Raw genomic sequence first — 22,639 nt, forward strand, 5'->3', positions numbered from 1 at the left:
GAGATCGCTATGTATTTAGATGATGATCTTTCACAAAACCCATGGTTGCAGGCAGTTAACCAGCAACTCAAGCATTATCTGGCTGATGAATTTATCAGCGCGGATATCGTGATCAAAATTGTCAGCGAAGATTGGGAACGTCGCCAGTATTACCGTCTTCGTGAAGCAACCTTTCGTGATGAACAGCAGATCCTGAAAGAAGACCGGGATGAATACGATTTCAAAGCATTCGGTATTGTAGCAATTGGTCAGATGTTTGGTGAACCGGATCGGGTCATTGGTGCAGTCCGGATTTTCCCTGAAGGTAAACAGACCTGGTGGGGTGGCCGACTCTGTGTTGATCCCTTATATCGTCACCATCGCGCTATTGGCAAAGCCTTAATCAATGCGGCGGTTTCAACTGCAAAAAATCTGGGATGCCAGCGTTTTCTCGCGACGGTACAGCAACAAAATGAAGCGTATTTCCAGAAGCTGCACTGGCATAGCGAGAAAAACATTCAGGTTGCCAATATTCCACATGTGCTGATGCAGGCAGATCTTGCAGATTACCCATTGAGCAATATCAGTCAGGCTTACATGCAGCAGTCCTATACACTGCAGGAGGTATAAATGAATCAGTCAGAACTTGAACGGCTGCTCGGCTACCTCAGACAGATACCAGCGATGCAGGCCAAAATGAATATTGGGAAAGGGATTAAAATCGCCCAGCCAAACATTGAAAAGATAGCAGATCTCTATGTTCTGCCGGGAGATGATACCGCTGCAATTGCAACAGAACATGGCTATATGCTACATGCCTGTGAAGGCATGATTCCCAGCTTCGTCGAATATCATCCCTATTTTGCTGGCTGGTCAGCGGTCATGGCCAATATCAGTGATATTGCAGCGATGGGAGGCCGAGCTACCTCTGTTGTCAACAGCTTCTGGCATCGAAGTGCTGAGCAAGCACAAGCTTTGGTTCAGGGAATGCAGGCGGCTTGTCAGCACTATGGCGTGCCATTGGTGGGTGGACATACCCATATTGATCCCAATTTTCAGCCAGGACTTTCAGTTGCCATTCAGGGTGAGGCAAAACAACTTTTATCAGTCATGCATGTGCAACCACAGCAAAACATATTGTTGGTGCTAAACCTGAAAGGTAAGTTCCATCCAAATACCACTTACTGGAAATGCTTTGAAGGTGTGGATGGTGACCAGTTACAGGCAGAGCTCGAAATCCTTCCGCAACTAGCCGAACAGGGATTGGTTTATGCAGCACGTGATATCAGCAATGCCGGCATTCTTGGCAGCCTATTGATGTTGCTGGAAGCCTCCGGCTGTGGTGCAGTTATTCAGCTTGATCAGATTGCGAAACCGAAAGATGTTGAATGGCAGCACTGGCTACAAATCTTCCCAAGCTATGGCTTCTTACTGACTGCTGACGATGAAGAATGTGAAGAGATTATTGAACTGTTTGCTGCACAGGATCTGCATTGTGCAGTCATTGGACAGGTGAATGCTTCAGGCAAAGTCACTGTTTCTAATCAAGGGTCAAAAGCTGAATTCTGGGATTTTCAACAGCAGCTTTTTACTGGCCTGTGCTATGCAGAACAGATTCAAGATTTTCAAAGATATCAACACAATTTTAGACAACGGGAGCTCAGCTTATGCCAAGCGTAAATTTCACGGTGAAATGGCCAAATGGTCAAAGCAGTAATTTCTATTCACCAAGCACCATTGTTTATGAATATTTTCAGAAAGGTCAGCAATGGGCTGGGCAGGAATTTTTAAACCAGGCTGATCAAGCCCTACATGCTGCTTCAGAACGAGTACGTGCGCGTTATGGTTTTGCCTGTAGTTCAGCGATGGATACGCTCAACCGTATTCAGGAACAGGCAGAGTCATTTTCCTTGAAGCCTGAAGATACGATTGAGATTACTGACATTTATAACATCGACTAGAGGAAATCATCATGTTTCAGTCAACACACTTAAAATCACATTATGATGTCGTTATTGTCGGTGGCGGGCAGGCTGGTCTTTCAGTCAGCCATTATCTTAAACAGGCTAATATCGATCATGTAGTCTTGGAAAAAGAAGACTGTCTAACCCATAGCTGGCGTAAAAAACGTTGGGACAATTTTACTTTGGTCACGCCAAACTGGCAGTGTTTATTGCCTGACCATCCCTACCACGGCAATGAACCGGATGGTTTTATGAAGCGGGATGAAATTGTCGACTATCTGGATGGTTTTATTGAGAAGCTCAATCCACCTGCGGTGCTTAATATTACGGTACAACAGGTGCATAAAATTGCAGAGCAACATTTTGAGATTCAAACCAGCCAAGGTAAAACCACAGCCAATCAGGTGGTGGTGGCAGCCGGTGGTTATCACACGCCAATTTACCCAAAACTCAGCTCTGAATTACCCCAACAGTTCTATACCATTCATTCCGAGCAGTACCTTAATCCTGCGCAACTGCCCGAAGGGAATGTACTGGTTGTCGGGTCTGGTCAGTCAGGCGCACAGATTGCGGAGGATCTACATTTAGCAGGTAAAAAAGTCTATCTGTCTATTGGTGATGCACCACGTTGTGCACGTTTTTATCGTGACAAGGATGTGGTGAAATGGCTGTTCGATATGGGCTATTACGAAACCAATGTTAAGGACCATCGCTATAGTGAAGAAGTACGTAATAGTACCAACCATTATGTAACTGGTCGGGATGGTGGTCGGGATATCGATCTACGTAAATTTGCACTGGAAGGTATGCAATTATTCGGACGTTTTTCTGATTACGAGAATGGTTCACTTAAATTCCAGCCAAATCTGGTACAAAACCTGGATAATGCAGATGCCACTTACAACCGTATTAATGCTTCAATTGATGCCTATATTGAGCAAAATGCGATTGAAACGGCTGAGCCTGCCAGTGTCTATACGCCAGTTTGGCAACCCAAAGCAGAACAAACAGAAGTTAACTTAGCTGAAGAAAATATTACCTCAATCATTTGGTGTATCGGTTTTAGACCGGATTACTCGTGGATTGATCTGGGTATATTTGAAGCTAGTGGTTATCCAAAACATGATCGCGGTATCACGATGGATCCAGATGTCAGCTTTATCGGCTTACCATGGTTATATACCTGGGGATCAGGACGTTTCCTAGGTATTGATCAGGATTCTCGATATTTGTCTGAACATCTCATTCAGCGTCATAGAATGTTCAAGGAAAAATATGCAGAGATGATTGCTTAATAGTAGCTGATTATCAATCTTTTAGAATTTTAACCGCATTATTTAATGCGGTTATTTTTAGGAGGGATTACCGGGCGTGAGGCACTCTACAAAGCCCTACGTCAGGATTCAGCACCATGTTTTGATGCGATTAATCGTGTGTTTAGTCCCGGCATTTGATGGATCGGATCAATTTTAAAAAGTTCAGGTTCATCTGTCCACTGTTTGCAGATGAATTCGTAGGGAGTCAGGCCCCTGAGTGTTTTGAGTCTGCGGCCGAAGTTGTATGCAGCAATAAAATCAGCAAGGTGAATGCATAGCTGAGTGTGATCGTCGTAATGGAACCGTTTGACAGTAGCTTCTTTAATCGTTCGGTTCATCCTCTCGACCTGTCCATTGGTCCATGGATGCTTAACCTTGGTAAGACGATGTTCAATGCCACATTCAGTACAAACCCGATCAAAGATGTGCTCAGAGGCGTAGCGATCACAGGTGCGGTTCGTGAACTGGATGCCGTTATCTGTTAGCACCGTATGGATTCTATAGGGCACAGCCTTAACCAGATTGCGCATGAACTCCGCGGCTGCCATCTTACTGGCTTTAGTATGCAATTCAGTGAACGCAAACTTGGAAGTGCGATCAATGGCAACGAAGAGATAAAGCTTACCCTGTGCTGTTTGCATCTCAGCGATGTCGATATGAAAGTAACCAATGGGGTAGCTCTTGAAGCGCTTCCTGACAGGGCGATCACCTTGTACCTCAGGCAGTCGTGAAATACCATGCCGCTGTAAGCAGCGGTGTAACGACGAGCGTGTCAGATAAGGAATACTCGGCTGCAATGCATAAAGGCAATCGTCTAGCGGCAACAAAGTGCGTTTTCGAAAAGCAACAATTGCCGCCTCATCTTCAGGCGATAACACGCTTGAGCGAGGATTCTTTGGGCCGGTTGTAAGATCATCTACTGAAGTACGTTTCTTCCATTTTGCGACGGTCTTTTGATTGATGCCGTAACGCTTGGCTAGCGTTCTTAAGCTCTCTTGACTATTTTGTATTGCTCGACGCACTGCCTGTGTCGTTGTGGCGCTGCTGTGTAGAACTTGTCCCATAGTGCTTCCTTCCATTTATCTGAGAATATTGCACCATTAAAATCTGGGACTAAACACCTAATTAACAAGGGTAGTGATGCAATCTGAAAAATTTGAGTTTTTAAGAGAAAAATTTCCACTTTTATCTGACTTAGGGGCACTTGCGGAAGCTATGATTTATACAGATCCTGGAAGTGCTACGACACGGTTGCGATCTTTTGCAGAAGAAGTGGTTGAAATTTACTTGTGTAAAAATGGGTTTCACATTTTCAGGGGGTATTTAAATTAATGCCATTTCGTACTTGTTGTAAAATCCAATCCTCATATTCTTGTAGCGTTTCTCGTAGCATATCCATAGGTCGTACGATATAGTGTCTTTCAACTAATGCACTCGGTTTATGACCTGATATCTGTGCTAAAGATCCTTCATTGATTTTTGTCCATATAGCTAATGTTTTATATGACCTTCTCAATCCATGGGGAGTAAGTCCAATATTTAGTTTTTTACATATTTTCTCTAAGCTATCGTAGGGATTAACAATATGTCCACATGCAGCGCCCTTACTGCTAAATATGAATTTAGAATCAGAATTTTTCTTTAGTTCTAATAATAGGCTTTCAACATATGCAGTTAGAGGGATTAAGCGACCTTCATCTTCAATTTTATCTCTGACTTTTGCTGTTTTCCAACGAAAATCGACATCTGTCCATTTTAATGAAAGCAGCTCATTCTTTCTGCAACCAGTGATTAAACTACATATAAAAAAAATCGCAATTTTTCTACTAGTTAACTTATTTACCTCTTCAAACCATGGTTTTAGGTGCTGTTTCATCAAACAATCATTTTTGGCTTTGGAGGAAGGGACTTTATCTTTAACCTTCTTGGCGTTATATGATTTTGGAGGTATTAAGTTTTCATAGTCCTCATGTTCCTCGCACCAATTCAGAAAAGCGCGTGTGAGTCGATATGCTTTAGCTGATGTTGTAGGACGATAGTCATTCTGATCAAGCCAATCACAAAACACATCTGCAGTTAATTCAGAAAGCTTGTACTCGAACAGTTGATAAATGGGTTGATTAGTATAAATACTATTTTTTTCAGGATCGTAACCACCTCTAGATAATTCGATATGATCCTGATAGCTTCTTGGTCGCCAATTAGGTTGTCTTGCTTTTAAATATTCAAACCATACATCTTTAAATTTAATAGTTTTACGCTTTTCTTGTTTTAGCAGTTCTTTATTATCAGCTAAAGCTTTCTTACGCTCGATTAATGGGTCAATTCCTTTGTGGCACATAATCGCCAATTCTTGTGCATATTTACGAGCGTCATCTAATTTCCATACATCAACGTCACCAATTTTGATACGACGGTTTTGAAGACCAATACGGCCTTGGAAGATGTAGCTTTTATTATTTTTAGGTGTAACTTTAACACCGAATCCTGGGGTTTTCTCATCCCAAAAAAAAGTTGGTTTATTTTTGTCTGAGCAATCAATTTTATCAATAGCAGGTTTTGTTAACTTCATTCTAGTAAGCGTCTGGTAAGCAAGTAGTAAGCAAAATCAATATATATTAATCAACAAAAAGAGTGAATAATAAAATTTTAAAATTATATAAATATATGATAGTATTGATTTTATATATGTTACTTGTTGATTTTTAATTGCCATGTAAACGGACTCATAATCCGTTGGTCGACAGTTCAAGTCTGTCTGGGCCCACCAAATTTTATAATCATATGCACTCATATGATACTTAAACCCTTAATTCTAAAAGAGTTAAGGGTTTTTTATTGCTTTGTTTAAACTTATATAACTTCGTATGGGAACACGCTCTGTGTATCCTTGTTTGTATCCTAAATTTAAAATATAACTCAGGGATACACCAAGGAAAAAATCACTGGAGATTCCATAAGTTATGAATGTTTTTGATGTTAATACTCACGATGATATTCGTCTAAGATCTGTATCGCAGAATACAAAGGTTCGCCGAAAAAAAAGTGTTGAAGAAATTTATAAAACACTTAAACCCAAAGCGAAAGAATATCGTGAGCCTACTGATATTCCAGGTTTGTATTGTAGGGTTAAACCGAATGGCAAAAAACATTGGCAATATCGATATAAGAATGATCAAGGAAAATGGGCATGGATAGGATTAGGTAGTTATCCATCTGTAAGTTATGCGCAAGCACGTGAAAAAGCAGAGGCCATGACGCTAGGTGAAATACTAATTCAAACACAGGTTGAGATTAAGAAAATTCAGCTTGAGGAGGAAAAGGCTTTATTCTCGCATCTTATTTATGAGTGGTTAGAGCGAAAAAAGCAGACTTGGGCTGCTGATACTTATAAAAAGGAAAAACAATCGGTTGAACGACATTTAATTCCTGTCTTTGGACATCGACCATATAAATCAATTTGAACCGTACCGGGTTTGTCGGAGGCTTTTTTATTTAAGTTAGGCCACCTGACCTAACGGGTTAATCTTATCATAGTACATTGCTTCAAACTCAAAAGGCGATACATAACCCAGTGCACTGTGTACACGCTTTTTATTGAACCAATATACCCAGTTTAGTGTCGCAAGTTGTACATCTGCTAAACCTTGCCAATCTGCTTTTAAATATTCAATCACCTCTGTTTTGTATAAGCCATTCACCGTTTCAGCCAGAGCATTATCGTATGAATCACCAGTTGTACCGACTGATGCTCGTAAATTTGCTGCTTCTAAACGATTGGTATAGCGAATAGAAAGATATTGAACACCTCTATCTGAATGATGAATCACATTCTTAGGCATACCTCGATCGTGCAATGCTTGCTCCAATGCATCGAGCACCATATCTGTATTCATCCGTGTAGATACTTTCCATCCAACAATTGCTCGTGAGAACACATCAATAACAAATGCGGTATATACCCAGCCTGAATGAGTTTGAATATACGTAAAGTCACCCACCCATAGTTGGTTTGGATGATCAGCATTAAAATTACGTTTCACTAAATCATCTGCCCGTTTTTGGTCATCTCGGTTACGAGTAGTTTGTTTATTCTTACCACGCCAAACACCTTGTATACTTAGCTTTTGCATCAATCGAGCAACTGTACAACGTGCAATAACATAACCCTCACGTTTCAATTTTTGCCAAACTTTACGTACACCATATCGACCTGAACTTTCTTTCCAAATACGTTTGATTTGCTCTGCATGATGTAAATCATGCAGAGCACGTTTCGCTCGATGTTCTGGGTTATCAACGAGATCTAAAGCCCGATAATAGGTCGAAGCTGCAATCGGTAAAATTCTACAAATCGCTTCAACACCATATCGATCTTTATTGTTATGGATAAAATCCACCATTATTTGTGTGGGCGGTCGAGCTCCGCCTGGGCGAAAAAAGCGGCTGCTTTACGTAGAATCTCATTGGCGCGTTGCAGTTCTTTATTTTCGCGTTCGAGTTGTTTGATACGTTCTTGGTCTGAAAGCTGCTGTACTTTAACTGGATTTTGTTTATCTAAATATTTTTGATACCAAACACGTAGTGTTTCAGGAGTACAACCGATTTTAGGAGCAATAGCTGTGATTGCTGCCCAAGTAGAAGGATAATCTTTTTCAGATTCAATTAGTAATTGAACCGCTCTTTCTCTGATTTCAGGGGTATATTTTAATTTTGTCATCGGGATAGTCTCTCAGAATATTGACTCTCCGACAAACCTGGTACGGTTCAATTACACCAGCAGAATGGTTGGAGTTTTTTACTAACAAGCAAATGAATGAAGGAATTTATAACAGAATTGAAAAGCTTATTTCATGTTGCTCAGGTGCTTATGGTTTAGCAAAATTTAAAAAAGGTATTTTATATAATCCATTGGAAGGGATTGGTGATTATTTAGCGAAAGGGGAATCTCAAAGTATGAAGCATGTAGCTATTCAACAGCTTCCAGAAATGATTTCATTAATTCGAAATTCCTCATCCAGACCGATTGCAATAGGCTTAGAACTTTTAATACATATGTTTCCTCGTCCAGGGGAATTGCGACAGGCGAAATGGGAGCAATTTGATTTTGATGAGGCGGTGTGGATACGTCCCTCAAATATAATGAAAAAAGGTATCGAACATGGGATTCCTTTGTCCAAGCATGTCATTAAATTATTGATGGAGCTAAAGAAAATTTCACCTGAAAGTGAATACTTATTCCCAAGTCGCGATAGCATTAATAAGCCAATTTCGAATTTAACATTTAATGCGGCATTGAATCGATTAGGTTATCGAGGAAAACAAAATCCACATGGATTTAGACATATTGCATCCTCCAATTTGAATAAACGCTATAGTGACAAATGGCAGGTGATCGAATCAGCATTGGCTCATTTAAAAACTGGGGTCAAGGGAGCATATGATAAAGAGGCACACTTAGAAGAACGATATGAAATCATGGAGTGGTGGAGTGGTTATATTGAGTCTTTACTTAAGCATTAATTTAAAAAAGTGGAGACTTTTGTGAGTTTTTGAACGGATGGGATTTGAATTGTTCATTTTTGCTAGGATGGTTTCTCTATTGTTAAATGAGGATCCTCAGTTGGATCATTTTAAAGCGCCTACATCACATACTCGTCGAAGTATTGTACGTACTGTTCAAAAAAATGATGATTTAGATATACCTGTTGGTTATCAGAATCTGAAGCCTCTTCGCTTAAAATACAATCAAGTTTGTGAGTTGCTTAATGTCACCCGAGATTGCTTGCGCAAAATTATCGAAAATGATCCTACTTTCCCAAGATTTTTGAAAGAAGGGGCTTCTCGCCAAGCAGCGGTCTATTTTGATACTGAAGAAATAGAAGAATGGTATAGAAATTACAAAACAAAATGTAGAGGTGAGAGATAATCAGAATTGTAATGACCATCTATGAAATAGATGGTGACTTTCTTCATAGCGAATACATTATGTATTTATAGCCATTATGCTGCTATGCAAAAAAACCACATTATAATGTGGTTCCGTTAATTAGACCACTCAATTCAGTTTTATAAGTGATAAATCCGCTCTAAATATTTAAATTATGCTGCCATTACTTTTAGTAAATGTTGATCATAAAATTCATCCGGTGTTGCCTTATTCAAACTTGAATGAGGACGTATCATGTTATAAAAATCCAAATATTCAGCAATTGATTGTTTCGCTTGTTTAACCGTATCGTAAGCCTTCAAATAGACTTCCTCATGCTTCACGCTGCGCCATAAACGCTCAATCATTACATTATCCATCCATCGTCCTTTCCCATCCATACTGATACGGATATTTCGCAATTTTAACTCATTCAAAAATGCCTCGCTTGTGAATTGACTGCCTTGGTCTGTATTAAACACCTCAGGACAACCATATTTCACAATTGCTTCTTGCAACGCATCTATGCAAAAGTCTGTTTCCATACTGATCGATACTCGATGAGCCAGTACTTTACGACTATGCCAATCTATAATTGCACACAGATAGACAAAGCCTTTAGCCATAGGAATGTACGTGATATCTGTACACCAGACTTGATTAGAGTGATCGATGACCATGTTTTTCAACAGATATGGGAAAATACGGTGTGCAAGATTAGGCTTACTGGTATTGGGTTTTGGATACAAGGCATGTATTCCCATCAAGCGCATTAAACGTCGGACTTTACGCCGACCTATTTGATGTCCTTGACGCTGTAGCATATCTCGTATCATTCGACTGCCCATAAATGGGTAGTCGAGATGAATTTCATCGATTAGACGCATCCAACTCAAATCAGTTGATGAAATCTCTTTGGGCTTGTAATACAACGTACTGCGATTGATTTGAATCAATTGCGATTGTTGTCGTACCGAAAGTTGATGGGTCTTATCGATCATTTTTTGCCGCTCAGCTGCCCTATTTTTCTGAGCGCACCTTCTAAAAAATCAATTTGCAATGCCTGATGTCCTATCTTGGCATGTAGAGCTTTGAGGTCAATCTCTGGTTCTTGTTGTGCTGTTGGTCGTGAAAAAATATTGACTGATTGCTCAAGCAGTTGATTTTTCCAATCGATGATTTGGTTTTGATGTAAATCGAATTGAGTAGAAAGTTCAGCGAGTGTGTGGTCGCCTTTAATTGCTGCGAGAGCAACTTTAACTTTAAACTCTGCTGAATGATTACGACGTTTTCTTCGTGTCATGGTTGACTCCAAAAACAAGCATTTCCCATGCTTATTGGGGAGTAGATTATCACTTATAGGCGTGGTCTAAAATCCTAGAACCACATCATTATGTGGTTTTTTAATTTCCAGAACTTTTATTTAATAACACATCTAATCATTCTGTTTAATGTTCTCATTCGTCAAAGATACAATGAATTTCTCAATCATTTTACGCTCCAACTCTGGTAGGTCCTGTAAAGCATTAGTAATAGGATCAATCGCTGAGGTACTCATTTTTTCACAGCGTCCCAAGATGTAATCGGATGATACATTAAGCACGACAATGAGCTTATAGAAATTTTCTAAAGAGGGTTTACGAGAGCCTGACTCAAAATGCGCAATCGAGGTTACGGGTATCCCCGTTTTTTCAGCAAGTTCTAGCTGTGTTAGCTTTCGTATCTTTCTAACTTCTTTCAATCGAATTTTAAATTCATTCGAGTCTAATTCAAGTGTCATTATTACCGCCAAATAGACAATAAAAACTTGACGTTTTGGTCATGTTTTTATATAAATATAGACATAGTTTAGATGTTAACTTGCGAAACGAGAAGCAACTAAATCATTACTTGATAAAAATTTAAATTAATAGAAGGTCAAATGATCATGATGGATTATTCTTCGAGTCGCGTTTTGACATCAATGCATCCAAGTATTCGGCATCTGAATATTCGCAATGTAGCTAAAATTGTGACGTCAAAAATTATTCTAAATACGGCGTTACAGCTACAATATAACCCTGATTTTTGTAGGCAGCTTGGCGTATCTACTTATCTAAATACGCATATCGGCTTGGCTTACTTTATTGATGCTCGCTATTTTGAGCATTATGGTTTGCAACCAAAACAGTTAATCAATTTTTCTGATGTTTATGAAAAATTGGTTCAAGATTTTTATGAGTTTTCCTGTTATCAACCAGATCAATTATGATCTGGCAACTGCGTACATAAAATCAGTAGAATCAACAGGCAGTAGCGAAAGATACCGAGTGATTTACCATTTTTCTGAGATATCAGCTCCAACTTAAAGGAGTTACTTAAACTGCTGTTCGTACGACAAGAAGGGAGTTTAGAATGTAGTCTTGCCATGAGCTTCTCCTGAGGAATGTCAGGTGATATCGCTTTATGCCAATATTTTTCTGGAAATAAAGAATAAATACCCCTTAAAAATCGATTTGCTAGTCTTACATCATTAGCATTAAAAATTAATCCTGCATGTGAAATATTGGCTTTCATTTCAAAAATATGTAGTGCATCTAATATATAGATATCATTACAACTATGCTGGTTAAGCTGTTTAAAAAAATATTCTAAAAGTTTTTTGTCTTCGGCAGTTTCAATGTGCGGAAGTACGCGCTCTGATTTTTCGGCATTAATGATGAAACGCGGACGATTTTTACGGTTTTTGAGTTGTTTGAGCCTAAGTATATTCTGTTGCCATGGCATCAGAGTCTCAATTGGAAAATCATATTGTTGTGAAAGAAGCTCTGGTGTATATGATTGATCTAAGGCTTTGAGGATTTTTATGACTAGAGAAAATGGATAACTAGATTTACTGCTTCCATAGAAAAAATTGCTATCTTCTGCTTGAACTAAATCACCTTTAATCTTAGATGTGTTGATGTATTCATCAGGCATTGTTATAGGTTTTATTTTTATTGTTTGTACTATTTGTTCATCGTAATAGCTAAGTGCTATTTGCTGGTGTTTAGATGATTTTAAGCTTGGACAGATTTTTCGAATAACGGTTCGATCCAAACATGGGTCAAATTTTCTTAATTGATAACCTGCCATTATATAAGCTAGATGCAAATAGCTCCTAAAGGTTTCAGTAGGATCAATATGGCCCAATAAGTGGGCAAGTAGATACCAACAATTTTGAGGTGTTTGAGACGATAAGAGCTGACTACGAATCAAGTTGTAATGCCTAGGTGAATAGTCAGTGAAGACGTTTATAAACTCGTAGTCCATAGTCAAAATTATAGCTAGATTGTTCGTCGCACTATGTCGCAGTGAATGGAAGGTATAGCAATGATTTGGCAAAATTGAATCAAGTGTCTTTTGAAAAGGTGTGGTGACCATGTAGGGTCTAATACGTTCTGCACTATTCCACATCGTGAATAGGTATTGATTGGGGTTATAGGCTATACGGCGTGCCTTGCAGTATTTCTGAAATTGGAGATGCTCTTCTTCGCTAAGTAAAATTTGAACGTTGAGATTGCGCTCAGCACTATCCGTTTTAAGAAAATGCTGTTGATGCTTTGCACGATATGTACGTATCCAAATGGAACTTGCTTTGACACCTTCCACGTCCTTGATTCGCATGCCGAGTATTTCATTGATGCGCATACCAGTACGAAAAGCTATCGTATATACGATACTCAGCATTTCTAAATCATGTGGGGTATAGCTTGAGTTTTTATATTGACTAAGCTGACTGAGTAGATGTTGAAAAGTTTTTCCTGAAATAATCTCAGCTTTGGGTGAGTGAATACGTAGTCCTTCAGTGCTGAGAGGGAACGATTCAGCGTTAAAGAGCATCTGTTGAAATTGATGGAATCGTTTTAAAAGATCGAATTTTTGTGATCTAGATTTACCTACGCCATTTAACATACGGCTATAAATCGTTTCTAAATGATCGTTGAGATTGAGCTCTTCTAGATAATCTGTACTGTGCAATAACCAAGTCTCTGCGAGTTTTGTGTAGTAGCTATATATTGAGCTATGACGAATTTTTTGCTGTTGAGCTATATGACGCGAGTACTTACTTTGATCGAGCTGATAAAGCTCGGCAATATATTCAATATCTTCTCGTGTAGGATGAAACAAGCTGTATAACCACAGCCCGAGCCTCTTCGCATTTTCTGGAAGATGAGCATGTTGGTTGAGTAAGCAATTTTTTAGATCTGTTACGGTCTGATCACTATTTCTAAAAAATTTTAAAATTTGTTTATGCAATGCAATCGATGAACCGTACCGGGTTTGTCGGAGAGTCAATATTCTGAGAGACTATGCCGATGAAAAAACCAAACTATACCCCCGAAATTAGAGAAAGAGCGGTTCAATTACTAATTGAATCTGAAAAAGATTATCCTTCTACTTGGGCAGCAATCACAGCTATTGCTCCTAAAATCGGTTGTACTCCTGAAACATTGCGTGTTTGGTATTTAAAGCATCTGGATCAACTAAATCCTGCCAAAGTACAACAGATATCTGACCAAGAAAAAATGAAGCAAATGGAACGTGAAATTAAAGAATTAAAACGTGCCAATGAAATTCTACGCAAAGCAGCCGCTTTTTTCGCCCAGGCGGAGCTCGACCGCCCACACAAATAATGGTGGATTTTATCCATAACAATAAAGATCGATATGGTGTTGAAGCGATTTGTAGAATTTTACCGATTGCAGCTTCGACCTATTATCGGGCTTTAGATCTCGTTGATAACCCAGAACATCGAGCGAAACGTGCTCTGCATGATTTACATCATGCAGAGCAAATCAAACGTATTTGGAAAGAAAGTTCAGGTCGATATGGTGTACGTAAAGTTTGGCAAAAATTGAAACGTGAGGGTTATGTTATTGCACGTTGTACAGTTGCTCGATTGATGCAAAAGCTAAGTATACAAGGTGTTTGGCGTGGTAAGAATAAACAAACTACTCGTAACCGAGATGACCAAAAACGGGCAGATGATTTAGTGAAACGTAATTTTAATGCTGATCATCCAAACCAACTATGGGTGGGTGACTTTACGTATATTCAAACTCATTCAGGCTGGGTATATACCGCATTTGTTATTGATGTGTTCTCACGAGCAATTGTTGGATGGAAAGTATCTACACGGATGAATACAGATATGGTGCTCGATGCATTGGAGCAAGCATTGCACGATCGAGGTATGCCTAAGAATGTGATTCATCATTCAGATAGAGGTGTTCAATATCTTTCTATTCGCTATACCAATCGTTTAGAAGCAGCAAATTTACGAGCATCAGTCGGTACAACTGGTGATTCATACGATAATGCTCTGGCTGAAACGGTGAATGGCTTATACAAAACAGAGGTGATTGAATATTTAAAAGCAGATTGGCAAGGTTTAGCAGATGTACAACTTGCGACACTAAACTGGGTATATTGGTTCAATAAAAAGCGTGTACACAGTGCACTGGGTTATGTATCGCCTTTTGAGTTTGAAGCAATGTACTATGATAAGATTAACCCGTTAGGTCAGGTGGCCTAACTTAAATAAAAAAGTCTCCGACAAACCCGGTACGGTTCACGATGAATCTAGAGAGTGATCTGTGCAGGATTTTTCTTCTTTTTCTGCGGGATTTAGCGTTTTAGGTAGAGGTTCTTCAGTTTGTTGTAAATCGAAATTGGATAACTGAGGTGTGAGATAGCGTTTAAAAACACTTGGACTTAAACCGCAGGTCTCAATCTCTTCTGATAAGCAAAGACTTAGTGCTGGGCTTAAATCAACCCTATCTAGTTGCATCCATGAATGACTAGCCATCTGTAAGAATTGTTTGAATTGTTTTGGATTAAACGGAAGTGCTAATGCATTAAAAATACAATTGATATAAGTGTAACAATCGTGTTGGATATCTATTGCTTGTGTTTTAAACCTAGTAATCCATAGCAGTGTTAGCCGATCGGGTACAAAATTTCTAGATTTTTTTAAGGGACGTTTAGGGTCATATAAATCACCATAATGTGGTGATTGTGGTTCTAGAAAGATCAGAGGGATTTGTATTCTTGAGATCTGATCAATCGAACCTTGTTGTTTTAAATGTTCTAGCAAAGCTGTTAGGCTCGAAAGATTAGAGATCCCACCATAGAGAATTGCGCAGATCAGTATATTTCCAATGCTTTCATCTATGGTAAAGTCATCCGCCGTATACCAATATCTTAAAAGTTTTTCTTTGATCTGTGAGATGTATTTAGTTTGTTCTAGCCAAGTCTCATTGAATAGTAACGGCGTACGTTGAATAGAAACGAGATGCTTGGTGGGTAAAGGTAAATCAGTATGATAGGCACGATTAGATTGAATAATACGTTTACGGAACTGCTGATAAAATGCCTTTTTTAGAGAAAAACTACATTTTAGTTGGTCTAAGTGTTGGTTAACTTGGTCATAGACAGTAGTTATGCTTTCTGACTGCTGTGCTTGATGTAATTGCTCGAACGACAGAAACTCATCTATGATCGCTTGAATTTGTATACGCTCTTTAATTCGCTTTTGGTCTCTGTTGTTCGCACGGCGTTCATGGGCATACTTTGTTTGTTTAGGCATGTTCATACATTCCATCGATACTGTAAAAATTTTGCATCTCGTTAAGGTAATCAGCGAGGGCTCTATATTGTTGAAGAGACAGACTTGAGAATTTTTGGCCGATTTCTTGTTGGTTTTGCTCATGCCCAAACGTGGCTAAAATTAAATTTTCATCTGCTTTTTCGGTGAGATATGCACGAGCTGTATGCCTAAGCCAATTTGCGTGGTTGATCTCCATAACACGAGTAAATGAGCTTATAAGATGAGGGCTAAGCGCTTGCCATTCTCCATGTTGATAAACACTCAGCAGAGGCTTTTTACTGCTTAAAATTTCTTGAATGTGTGATTGATGCTCTGGATGAAGTTGTTGGAATTCACCTAAATAGCCAATAAATTGACGGACTTCTTGAACTGCAAAATCACATAATGGGATTAAGCGTCCATCTTCATTTCTTGTGTGAATTTCTTTGTCCGAAACCCAAAGCCATTTTTGTTTTAAATCAAAGTTTCGTAAGAACCCTGGGAATCCAATTACAGGTCGAGCAGCAGTGAATAGCAATAAAATGTGCCAAAGCCAAATATTGTAGTGATTGAACATCTCAAGCATTTGGTTTCTGTGTCGGGCTTGAATGATCTGATGTTGTAAGTAGGCAAATATAGCAGTCACTGTCGGGGCTTTGGGAGCTTTGCCGCTACCAAATCTTAATTGTTCATCATCAACGACATGAATTTCTTTTGCTAACGCATTTGAGAGTTGTTGTATTGTTGATTGATAACTTTGCTGTAAGCGGTAGATTGGATATGAGCAATATGAAATAGAAACCGATCGATTGGCATCAATACCCGTAAGTATGTCAGCGAGTTGCTCGTTCTTGGTATGTCTATAAATACAATGATGTAGTAAAACACTTATTTTTTTAGTTGATAAAGACGGAATAAACAGTTCGTAACGGCATTTTTTTAATGCTTGATTGACTTGCTCCTGGCTCACAACAGGAGATTTTTTTAGACCATCTACTAATTCTTTAATTAGTGGTAAGTCGAAGTAGGTCACTTGATTGAGTAACTGTTCTTTAAATTTAAAGTCAGTGTTCTCAAATAGCGTGAATTTTGAACGTAAAAAATATTGGTCGTTTTCTAAAATGAGCTTCTGTCGATTATTTAGGACACGGCGCTGATTTGTCTGTAACTCCAGCCATTGCTCAATCGGAACACCGCTTAAGAAACTGAGTAGAATAAAAAGATACGCTTTATTTTTTTCTGGATGATTCAAATAGACTTGATGGCAATGTTTTACAAGTAAGCTCAGGCTGTTGAAATCTGGATAATGCTTGCTACAGCTAAAATTATGTTGTTGTCTAATGATATGCTGTTGTGTCAGTTTACTCACTTGATGTTGCAAATAACTCGATTGGCTTGCTAAAGGCGATACCTGCGCTGTATTGAGTGAGTATTGCTGATTTGGCTGTTCATCCTGTAATTCCTCATAAAAGAGAGCAGGATGCTGTTTCTGAGGCATGTCATATGGACAGTGTAAAATGGCGTTGTGTTCATCCAAATAAATTGGCTCATCGATGTGCTTGGGTGGTGCTGAGTAATGTTTCTTGGGTTTAAGTGCTAAGACATAATCATAGAATCGCCGTATATCAAGCAGTAATAGATACTGAAAACGATTGAGTTTAGAGTCGTTTTCTAATTCCCGTAAACTCTTCACGAAGTCAGCCAAGGTAATCTCATGGCTAGGCAATTGCTCCCATAACCACAAATATTCCTGCTGATACCGATTCAATTGTTTGCCTTGTTGCGATGCGGCATAAGCTTCGTTTGCTAATCTAAATCGATTAAACACTCTAATAATGGTGGTTTGGTGATCCTTTTCAGTCGGATTCGGAATTGCTTTAAGAATACATGCTGCATGTAAATTATGCACAGCCCATCGTTGTATAACAGGATATTCATGCTGATCTACTGAATAGAGATAGGCACAGATCGGATGTTTAGACACACTTGGGGAGAGAGGTAGTTTTGTTGGGAGTTCAAACTTAGAGTCTGCATCGAAGCTGACTGTTGTTTTCAATAAGGGTTTTAATTCAGGGATTAAGACTGTAGGTTTTAAGTGCTGTGCGATAGCATTTTGATAGTCCTGATCAAAAAATTCATGATCTAGCATTCGCTCAATGATGTTTTCAATTTTCATGGTCTAAACTTCAAAATTGTGATGCGCATGGTTGTACGCTCGTGAGTGCTTTACATTTATTTTTGAGTGCTTGAATTCGTAGGTCGTGAGTGCCGTTGATTTGCTTCTGGCGATAAAGTAGCTGATTACGACTGCAATCGATTAACTTAGCGAGTAGGTCTCGAGAAAGACTGCATCTGGGTTTGTCATAAAGCTTTTGATTCACATCGTAAATTGCTTGTTTCGATAGAGACTGATTTAAGTTATGAAGTAGCTTATCGGGATTAAGAGCCTGTGGATTGATCTTGAGCTCAGTCATCAACTTAAAGAGTGTGTTGCTGAGTTGATATTGAACCTGAATGAGGTCTACATCAGCTTCTACAATGCTTCGAGCTTTGATTCGAATATTTTGTTGTTGTGCTATATAAACAAGAAGAAAGTTATCTGTTGCGAATAACTCAGCTGGAGCAGGTGCAGTAGCAGATATTAGGCTCACGTCATGTTGAAAGTGTGTTGGCAGTTGCGAGGCATTTAAAATCTGAGCGTAGCTTTGGTAAATTTTGAACAGAGGCGGGTAAGGACGGATCATGACCTCCTTTGTATAAAACGGTCTTTTATTGGCTAGCTGAGAATTTGCTTTTGTAGGCTTCATTTATTCGCCCTCCTGATTTTTTTAACTTAGATCAAGAAGTACAAAAAACTTTTAATTTTTATAAAAAGATCAAGAAAGTGGTTATAAATGTGGGCGGTTTTTGATGAATTTGAGAGGCTCAAAGCGGGTGGGAAATAGGGTGTATTTGGAATTTTTATTTTAAGTTATTGATTTTATTTGATGTGAATGTGGCTGGTTTCTTCGTGTTTTGTATTATCTCTGTGGTAGTTTAAATATGGCCCAAGGTATTGATGATGCTTTAGTAGAAATTTTAGGTGCTAAACAAATTAATGCCTTACGTAAGGCCGGTCACTACCGACGAGATGTGTATTAATGCTTAGCTAGATTGGCATAAATTCTATTTCTACAATCCTCCATCGATGGGGGGATTTTTTTATGACCATCTGAATAATTATCGGCAATCACATATTTTTTAATAATTAAGATGTCTTGCACGAAGCAAATTTCAAAATAATTAGATAGACACGGCAAAAATAAAACGCTTGGCAAAATAAGATTGGCATGAATAGTGCATTATTTTAATGCAAATCATTCATTTAATGCTGAATTTAGCATCAATTTAGTTCACGAATCACGATAAAAGAAATTGAGATTGGGTATTTATGAAAATCTATACGGAAAGACTTGAGGGTAATGTCGTACAAGAAAATGTTGAGATAGTTGAACTGACATTTGATACACGACAAAAGAGCCGTTTTCGTGCAACTTTAGCTAACGGGCACGATATTGGTGCAGATTTACCCCGTACCGGCATTTTAAGGCACGGTTCATATATCGCAACTCAAGAGGGTGATGTACTGCGTGTCGATGCCAAAGCAGAAAAACTCATGAAAGTAGAAGCACCAAGCAGCTTTGATTTATTAAAAGCAGCGTATCACTTAGGTAATCGTCACGTCCCTTTAATGCTCACACCAACGGCGCTGTATTTTGAGCCAGATCATGTATTGGCTGAAATGATAATTGGACTTGGTTTAACGGTATATGAAACCATGCATCCATTTGAGCCTGAAAGCGGTGCTTATGCACAGCATCAGCATGATCACAGATTAAGCCCAATTAAGGCTTTGCATCATGTTCACACCTAATGCTTCACAGCTTTTAAGTCTGTTGACTTTGTCCTCAACGGCACTACCAATTGGGGCGTACTGTTATTCTCAAGGGGTAGAAAGTGCGATTGATCAGAGCTTAATTTTTGATGAAACCTCGAGCATTACTTATTTTGAAGAAGTGCTTGAAATGCTTTTGGTACGGTTTGAGCTGCCCGTTTTGAAACGCCTAATAATATCTTTTGATCAGCCTGAGCAGTTTGAATACTGGGCGCAGTTATATAGAGCAAGTCGAGAAAGCAAAGAGTTATTGGCTGAATCACAGCAATTGGCATTTTCATTAAATGCGTGGATTCGTGATGTGCTGAAAAAGCCTGTGAAATTAAAAAAGCAGATCGGTTTCGTACCCATCTATGCGCATCTTTGTGGGCAACTCGAACTTGATGTTGCAGAGGTTTTGACTGCTTATACCTTTACCGTACTTGAAAATCAGGTGTTGGCTGCCGTGAAAACTGTACCACTTGGACAGATGAGTGGACAACGGATTTTATGGCATGTGCATGGGCTGATTCCAGAGGCAATTGAACGTGCTTTAGCACTGCAAGATGCTGAACTCAGTAGCGCCTTACCTAATTACGCCATGCTCAGTATGGCACACGAAACACAATATTCACGATTATTTAGATCTTAAAAATAAAGGACATTTCACATGACAGAACGTAGCCCATTACGCGTAGGTATTGGCGGTCCAGTTGGTTCAGGTAAAACAGCGCTTACTTTAAATTTATGTCAGGCACTGCGTGAAAAATACAATATGGCGGTGGTGACCAATGATATTTATACCAAAGAAGATTCCAACTTTTTAACACGCCATGAAGCTATGTCACCTGAGCGTATTGTTGGTGTAGAAACAGGTGGTTGCCCGCATACCGCAATTCGTGAGGACGCCTCCATTAACCTAGCGGCTATTGATGACCTGTGCGAAAAATTTGATGGCCTTGAACTGATCATTATTGAAAGTGGCGGTGATAATTTGGCAGCAACATTTAGCCCGGAACTTTCAGATTTAACCCTGTATGTAATTGATGTGGCGGGTGGGGAGAAAATTCCGCGTAAAGGTGGCCCCGGTATTACCAAATCTGATTTGTTAATCATAAACAAAACCGACCTTGCACCAATGGTTGGAGCAAATTTAGATGTGATGGATCAAGACGCGAAACGTATGCGCGGTGAAAAACCTTTTCTATTTTCCAATATGAAAACTAAAGATGGCTTAAATGACATCATCAGCTTTATTGAGAAACAAGGTTTGTTTAAAGCATAAGGGGCATCCACTATGAAGTTATTATTGCAAAGAATTACCTTCACATCGTTGGCATTCTTTCCCTTGGTAGCAATGGCGCATCCAGGCCATGAGCATAGCCATAATAGTTTTATCAGCGGTTTTGTGCATCCATTTACAGGGCTTGATCATCTAATGATGGCGTTAGCATTTGGCGTATTGATTTGGACTGCACACCAGCGCTGGAAATGGGCCGGATTATTCGGTTTATCTGCCGCAATGATTGTCGGTTTTATGATCGGTGCACAATTCAACTTAGCAACAGCAATTGCTGAAAACGGCATTATTGCGTCGTTAATTGTATTGGCTGTTGCTCTTTGGACCAAAACCAATAAAGCCGTTCCTTTTATTGCTGCACTTTTGGCCGGTTTTCATGGCATCGCACATGGTACGGAACTTGGCCAAAGCGGTCAGGCAGTTTTACTGGTCGTTGGTATGGTTACAGCGATGGCATCTATATACGTATTCGGTTTGCTCGTCGGCGCATTTATTCAAAAATATGTGCCTTATGGTAAGCAAATGATTGGTGCTTTGACAGCTATTGTTGCTGTAATTGGTTTAGCTTGATGCCTCATTCATCTCAAATAATAGGGAGATGCAAATGAATGATCTGGTATTAAGCGAAACAAAATTTATATCGACACAACAGCAGCATAACAGCCAACTGTGGTATGCCTGTTTGGAACTTGGTTTTGCCTATCAAGTACAGTCAAATCGAACCGTATTACAGCATCGCAAGCATCATGGGCCTGTACGCGTTCAGAAGATGTTGTGGCCTGAAAAAACTGGTATTTGCCATGCAATTATTGTGCATCCACCAGCAGGAATTGCTGGCGGAGACCATCTGACTTTTGATATGAAAGTTGAGGCGAATGCGCATGCGTTAGTTACCACGCCCGGTGCAGGAAAATGGTACAAAACCAATGGCAAGCAAGCCTATCAGCATATTCATATACATGTCGCAGCACAGGCGACATTTGAATGGTTACCGCAAGAAACCATGCTTTTTGATGGTGCCAATGCAGACTCTGAAACACATATTCATCTAGATGAAATGGCCAGTTTTATTGGGTGGGATATGTTGGTCATCGGTCGACAAGCACGTGGTGAAATTTTTCAGCAAGGGCAATACCAAAGCAAATTTAGGCTGTATCGTGCAGACAAATTATTGGTTGCAGATAGTTTAAATTTTAAGGGGCAGGATCGGTGGCTTACATCCTGTTTAGGTATGAATGGACATGCTGTGATGGGAAGTTTCTGGGCAGTAGCACCATCGCGTTTAAGGCAAACAACATTACTGGCTGAACATATCGAATTAATCCGTGAATTGATTATGCGGATGAATCTAGCGGTGACTTTAACCCTGTTAGATGATGTGATTTGTGCACGTTATTTAGGCGATGATGTACGTGAATGCCATGATGCTTTTGCAGCAGTCCGTGCCCGTTTAAGACGCTATTGGTATGACCTAGCAGAAGAATTCCCACGGATTTGGCGCACTTAAGTTTTGCCATCATTGGAAAGTAGATAGGTCTAGCAAGATTAATAGATTAAGTGTTCATTTTACCTTTGGGTTAGGACACTAAAAATCAAAACGTGCGAGAGCGAAAGAAGAATTTGCACGC

Annotated in this window: 23 protein-coding genes, 1 pseudogene and 2 other annotated features; of the genes and pseudogenes, 15 read left to right on the forward strand and 9 right to left on the reverse strand. The window is 39.3% G+C overall.

Annotated features, from left to right (window positions below; genetic code table 11):
* Window positions 1-9 precede the first annotated feature (9 nt).
* Genes AC4CUX_RS14785 through AC4CUX_RS14800 form a run of 4 tightly spaced genes read left to right on the forward strand, consistent with a single transcriptional unit; the run spans window position 10 to window position 3,238 of the window.
* Window positions 10-609 carry an MSMEG_0567/Sll0786 family nitrogen starvation N-acetyltransferase gene (locus AC4CUX_RS14785; protein WP_004679570.1) on the forward strand — a complete coding sequence of 200 codons (600 nt, stop codon included), beginning with the start codon at window positions 10-12 and terminating at the stop codon, window positions 607-609.
* Window positions 610-1,659: a sll0787 family AIR synthase-like protein gene (locus AC4CUX_RS14790; protein ID WP_004682280.1), complete on the forward strand. Its 1,050-nt coding sequence runs from the start codon at window positions 610-612 to the stop codon at window positions 1,657-1,659.
* Window positions 1,647-1,940 carry an MSMEG_0570 family nitrogen starvation response protein gene (locus AC4CUX_RS14795; protein ID WP_004682279.1) on the forward strand — a complete coding sequence of 98 codons (294 nt, stop codon included), beginning with the start codon at window positions 1,647-1,649 and terminating at the stop codon, window positions 1,938-1,940. The genes AC4CUX_RS14790 and AC4CUX_RS14795 overlap by 13 nt, the downstream gene beginning before the upstream one ends.
* A gap of 11 nt (window positions 1,941-1,951) precedes the next feature.
* Window positions 1,952-3,238 carry an MSMEG_0569 family flavin-dependent oxidoreductase gene (locus AC4CUX_RS14800; protein ID WP_490747781.1) on the forward strand — a complete coding sequence of 429 codons (1,287 nt, stop codon included), beginning with the start codon at window positions 1,952-1,954 and terminating at the stop codon, window positions 3,236-3,238.
* Between the two features lie 101 nt (window positions 3,239-3,339).
* Here the strand turns inward: AC4CUX_RS14800 and AC4CUX_RS14805 are convergent, their stop codons facing one another.
* The gene (locus AC4CUX_RS14805; RefSeq protein ID WP_490792492.1) at window positions 3,340-4,323 is read right to left on the reverse strand and encodes an IS481 family transposase; all 984 of its coding nucleotides are present in this window, start codon (window positions 4,321-4,323) and stop codon (window positions 3,340-3,342) included.
* Window positions 4,324-4,399: 76 nt separating this feature from the next.
* On the opposite strand from AC4CUX_RS14805, the gene AC4CUX_RS14810 reads away from it, so the two are divergent.
* Window positions 4,400-4,591: a hypothetical protein gene (locus AC4CUX_RS14810; RefSeq protein ID WP_490747779.1), complete on the forward strand. Its 192-nt coding sequence runs from the start codon at window positions 4,400-4,402 to the stop codon at window positions 4,589-4,591.
* On the opposite strand, the gene AC4CUX_RS14815 is transcribed toward AC4CUX_RS14810, so the two are convergent.
* Complete coding sequence (locus AC4CUX_RS14815; protein ID WP_490747778.1) at window positions 4,572-5,831, reverse strand: tyrosine-type recombinase/integrase; 1,260 nt, start codon at window positions 5,829-5,831, stop codon at window positions 4,572-4,574. The two genes, AC4CUX_RS14810 and AC4CUX_RS14815, sit on opposite strands and share 20 nt — an antisense overlap.
* A gap of 391 nt (window positions 5,832-6,222) precedes the next feature.
* Between AC4CUX_RS14815 and AC4CUX_RS14820 the strand changes: the two genes are divergently transcribed.
* Entirely contained in the window at window positions 6,223-6,723 is a 501-nt protein-coding gene (locus tag AC4CUX_RS14820; protein WP_490792493.1) for an integrase arm-type DNA-binding domain-containing protein, read from the forward strand.
* A gap of 36 nt (window positions 6,724-6,759) precedes the next feature.
* Here the strand turns inward: AC4CUX_RS14820 and AC4CUX_RS14825 are convergent.
* Window positions 6,760-7,979, reverse strand: a protein-coding gene (locus AC4CUX_RS14825; RefSeq protein ID WP_490792494.1) for an IS3 family transposase whose coding sequence is annotated in 2 segments (ribosomal slippage) — window positions 6,760-7,703 and window positions 7,703-7,979 — 1,221 coding nt in all. Because the reading frame shifts where the segments join, the coding sequence is not laid out codon by codon here.
* Window positions 7,588-7,704, reverse strand: a sequence feature (AL1L pseudoknot). It overlaps the preceding gene by 117 nt.
* A 92-nt stretch (window positions 7,980-8,071) precedes the next feature.
* On the opposite strand from AC4CUX_RS14825, the gene AC4CUX_RS14830 reads away from it, so the two are divergent.
* Window positions 8,072-8,782 (forward strand): tyrosine-type recombinase/integrase, encoded by a 711-nt coding sequence (locus tag AC4CUX_RS14830; protein ID WP_490792495.1) that lies wholly within the window; start codon window positions 8,072-8,074, stop codon window positions 8,780-8,782.
* A gap of 37 nt (window positions 8,783-8,819) precedes the next feature.
* Complete coding sequence (locus tag AC4CUX_RS14835; protein ID WP_129717166.1) at window positions 8,820-9,188, forward strand: helix-turn-helix transcriptional regulator; 369 nt, start codon at window positions 8,820-8,822, stop codon at window positions 9,186-9,188.
* Window positions 9,189-9,361: 173 nt separating this feature from the next.
* On the opposite strand, the gene AC4CUX_RS14840 is transcribed toward AC4CUX_RS14835, so the two are convergent.
* A protein-coding gene (locus tag AC4CUX_RS14840; protein ID WP_100607972.1) for an IS3-like element ISAcsp5 family transposase occupies window positions 9,362-10,491 on the reverse strand; the annotation gives its coding sequence in 2 pieces (ribosomal slippage) (window positions 9,362-10,239 and window positions 10,239-10,491; 1,131 coding nt in all).
* A gap of 132 nt (window positions 10,492-10,623) precedes the next feature.
* Complete coding sequence (locus AC4CUX_RS14845; protein WP_490747777.1) at window positions 10,624-10,968, reverse strand: helix-turn-helix domain-containing protein; 345 nt, start codon at window positions 10,966-10,968, stop codon at window positions 10,624-10,626.
* Window positions 10,969-11,115: 147 nt separating this feature from the next.
* Here AC4CUX_RS14845 and AC4CUX_RS14850 point away from each other — a divergent pair, with 147 nt between their 5' ends.
* Window positions 11,116-11,439 carry a hypothetical protein gene (locus tag AC4CUX_RS14850; protein WP_052431342.1) on the forward strand — a complete coding sequence of 108 codons (324 nt, stop codon included), beginning with the start codon at window positions 11,116-11,118 and terminating at the stop codon, window positions 11,437-11,439.
* On the opposite strand, the pseudogene AC4CUX_RS14855 reads toward AC4CUX_RS14850, so the two are convergent.
* A pseudogene (locus tag AC4CUX_RS14855) lies at window positions 11,430-13,469 on the reverse strand (tyrosine-type recombinase/integrase); the annotation flags it as partial. The gene AC4CUX_RS14850 and the pseudogene AC4CUX_RS14855 overlap by 10 nt on opposite strands.
* 56 nt (window positions 13,470-13,525) lie before the next feature.
* Between AC4CUX_RS14855 and AC4CUX_RS14860 the strand changes: the two are divergent.
* Window positions 13,526-14,745, forward strand: a protein-coding gene (locus AC4CUX_RS14860) for an IS3 family transposase (RefSeq protein ID WP_342049223.1) whose coding sequence is annotated in 2 segments (ribosomal slippage) — window positions 13,526-13,802 and window positions 13,802-14,745 — 1,221 coding nt in all. Because the reading frame shifts where the segments join, the coding sequence is not laid out codon by codon here.
* Window positions 13,801-13,917: a sequence feature (AL1L pseudoknot), on the forward strand. It overlaps the preceding gene by 117 nt.
* Window positions 14,746-14,781: 36 nt before the next feature.
* On the opposite strand, the gene AC4CUX_RS14865 is transcribed toward AC4CUX_RS14860, so the two are convergent.
* The 3 genes from AC4CUX_RS14865 to AC4CUX_RS14875 are packed head-to-tail and all read right to left on the reverse strand — an operon-like array spanning window position 14,782 to window position 18,605.
* Window positions 14,782-15,798, reverse strand: a complete 1,017-nt coding sequence (locus tag AC4CUX_RS14865; RefSeq protein WP_490792496.1) for a hypothetical protein — start codon at window positions 15,796-15,798, stop codon at window positions 14,782-14,784.
* Window positions 15,791-17,974: a hypothetical protein gene (locus tag AC4CUX_RS14870; RefSeq protein WP_490792497.1), complete on the reverse strand. Its 2,184-nt coding sequence runs from the start codon at window positions 17,972-17,974 to the stop codon at window positions 15,791-15,793. Before AC4CUX_RS14870 ends, AC4CUX_RS14865 begins: the two co-directional genes overlap by 8 nt.
* 10 nt (window positions 17,975-17,984) lie before the next feature.
* Window positions 17,985-18,605, reverse strand: coding sequence for a hypothetical protein (locus tag AC4CUX_RS14875; protein ID WP_490792498.1), 621 nt, complete (start codon window positions 18,603-18,605; stop codon window positions 17,985-17,987).
* Between the two features lie 623 nt (window positions 18,606-19,228).
* Here AC4CUX_RS14875 and ureE point away from each other — a divergent pair.
* The 5 genes from ureE to AC4CUX_RS14900 are packed head-to-tail and all read left to right on the forward strand — an operon-like array spanning window position 19,229 to window position 22,518.
* Window positions 19,229-19,711 carry an urease accessory protein UreE gene (gene ureE, locus AC4CUX_RS14880; protein ID WP_005090807.1) on the forward strand — a complete coding sequence of 161 codons (483 nt, stop codon included), beginning with the start codon at window positions 19,229-19,231 and terminating at the stop codon, window positions 19,709-19,711.
* Entirely contained in the window at window positions 19,698-20,363 is a 666-nt protein-coding gene (locus AC4CUX_RS14885) for an urease accessory protein UreF (RefSeq protein WP_004778087.1), read from the forward strand. The genes ureE and AC4CUX_RS14885 overlap by 14 nt, the downstream gene beginning before the upstream one ends.
* 18 nt (window positions 20,364-20,381) lie before the next feature.
* Complete coding sequence (gene ureG / locus AC4CUX_RS14890) at window positions 20,382-20,996, forward strand: urease accessory protein UreG (RefSeq protein ID WP_004778085.1); 615 nt, start codon at window positions 20,382-20,384, stop codon at window positions 20,994-20,996.
* A gap of 12 nt (window positions 20,997-21,008) precedes the next feature.
* Window positions 21,009-21,581: a HupE/UreJ family protein gene (locus AC4CUX_RS14895; protein ID WP_004778083.1), complete on the forward strand. Its 573-nt coding sequence runs from the start codon at window positions 21,009-21,011 to the stop codon at window positions 21,579-21,581.
* 34 nt (window positions 21,582-21,615) lie between these two features.
* Window positions 21,616-22,518, forward strand: a complete 903-nt coding sequence (locus tag AC4CUX_RS14900; RefSeq protein ID WP_004778080.1) for an urease accessory protein UreD — start codon at window positions 21,616-21,618, stop codon at window positions 22,516-22,518.
* The last annotated feature ends 121 nt before the right edge of the window (window positions 22,519-22,639 follow it).

The sequence above is a fragment of the Acinetobacter sp. 231_lipA genome (genome assembly GCF_058243005.1).

What these genes read in the sequence shown, in the direction of transcription:
- AC4CUX_RS14830 (WP_490792495.1), top strand. Translation starts at nt 8,072, where the DNA reads ATGAATGAAGGAATTTATAACAGAATTGAAAAGCTTATTTCATGTTGC.
- AC4CUX_RS14870 (WP_490792497.1), bottom strand. Translation starts at nt 17,974, where the DNA reads ATGAAAATTGAAAACATCATTGAGCGAATGCTAGATCATGAATTTTTT.
- AC4CUX_RS14865 (WP_490792496.1), bottom strand. Translation starts at nt 15,798, where the DNA reads ATGCCTAAACAAACAAAGTATGCCCATGAACGCCGTGCGAACAACAGA.
- AC4CUX_RS14900 (WP_004778080.1), top strand. Translation starts at nt 21,616, where the DNA reads ATGAATGATCTGGTATTAAGCGAAACAAAATTTATATCGACACAACAG.
- AC4CUX_RS14835 (WP_129717166.1), top strand. Translation starts at nt 8,820, where the DNA reads ATGGGATTTGAATTGTTCATTTTTGCTAGGATGGTTTCTCTATTGTTA.
- AC4CUX_RS14895 (WP_004778083.1), top strand. Translation starts at nt 21,009, where the DNA reads ATGAAGTTATTATTGCAAAGAATTACCTTCACATCGTTGGCATTCTTT.
- AC4CUX_RS14845 (WP_490747777.1), bottom strand. Translation starts at nt 10,968, where the DNA reads ATGACACTTGAATTAGACTCGAATGAATTTAAAATTCGATTGAAAGAA.
- ureG (WP_004778085.1), top strand. Translation starts at nt 20,382, where the DNA reads ATGACAGAACGTAGCCCATTACGCGTAGGTATTGGCGGTCCAGTTGGT.
- AC4CUX_RS14810 (WP_490747779.1), top strand. Translation starts at nt 4,400, where the DNA reads ATGCAATCTGAAAAATTTGAGTTTTTAAGAGAAAAATTTCCACTTTTA.
- AC4CUX_RS14815 (WP_490747778.1), bottom strand. Translation starts at nt 5,831, where the DNA reads ATGAAGTTAACAAAACCTGCTATTGATAAAATTGATTGCTCAGACAAA.
- AC4CUX_RS14795 (WP_004682279.1), top strand. Translation starts at nt 1,647, where the DNA reads ATGCCAAGCGTAAATTTCACGGTGAAATGGCCAAATGGTCAAAGCAGT.
- AC4CUX_RS14885 (WP_004778087.1), top strand. Translation starts at nt 19,698, where the DNA reads ATGTTCACACCTAATGCTTCACAGCTTTTAAGTCTGTTGACTTTGTCC.
- AC4CUX_RS14790 (WP_004682280.1), top strand. Translation starts at nt 610, where the DNA reads ATGAATCAGTCAGAACTTGAACGGCTGCTCGGCTACCTCAGACAGATA.
- AC4CUX_RS14875 (WP_490792498.1), bottom strand. Translation starts at nt 18,605, where the DNA reads ATGAAGCCTACAAAAGCAAATTCTCAGCTAGCCAATAAAAGACCGTTT.
- AC4CUX_RS14820 (WP_490792493.1), top strand. Translation starts at nt 6,223, where the DNA reads ATGAATGTTTTTGATGTTAATACTCACGATGATATTCGTCTAAGATCT.
- AC4CUX_RS14785 (WP_004679570.1), top strand. Translation starts at nt 10, where the DNA reads ATGTATTTAGATGATGATCTTTCACAAAACCCATGGTTGCAGGCAGTT.
- AC4CUX_RS14805 (WP_490792492.1), bottom strand. Translation starts at nt 4,323, where the DNA reads ATGGGACAAGTTCTACACAGCAGCGCCACAACGACACAGGCAGTGCGT.
- AC4CUX_RS14850 (WP_052431342.1), top strand. Translation starts at nt 11,116, where the DNA reads ATGATGGATTATTCTTCGAGTCGCGTTTTGACATCAATGCATCCAAGT.
- AC4CUX_RS14800 (WP_490747781.1), top strand. Translation starts at nt 1,952, where the DNA reads ATGTTTCAGTCAACACACTTAAAATCACATTATGATGTCGTTATTGTC.
- ureE (WP_005090807.1), top strand. Translation starts at nt 19,229, where the DNA reads ATGAAAATCTATACGGAAAGACTTGAGGGTAATGTCGTACAAGAAAAT.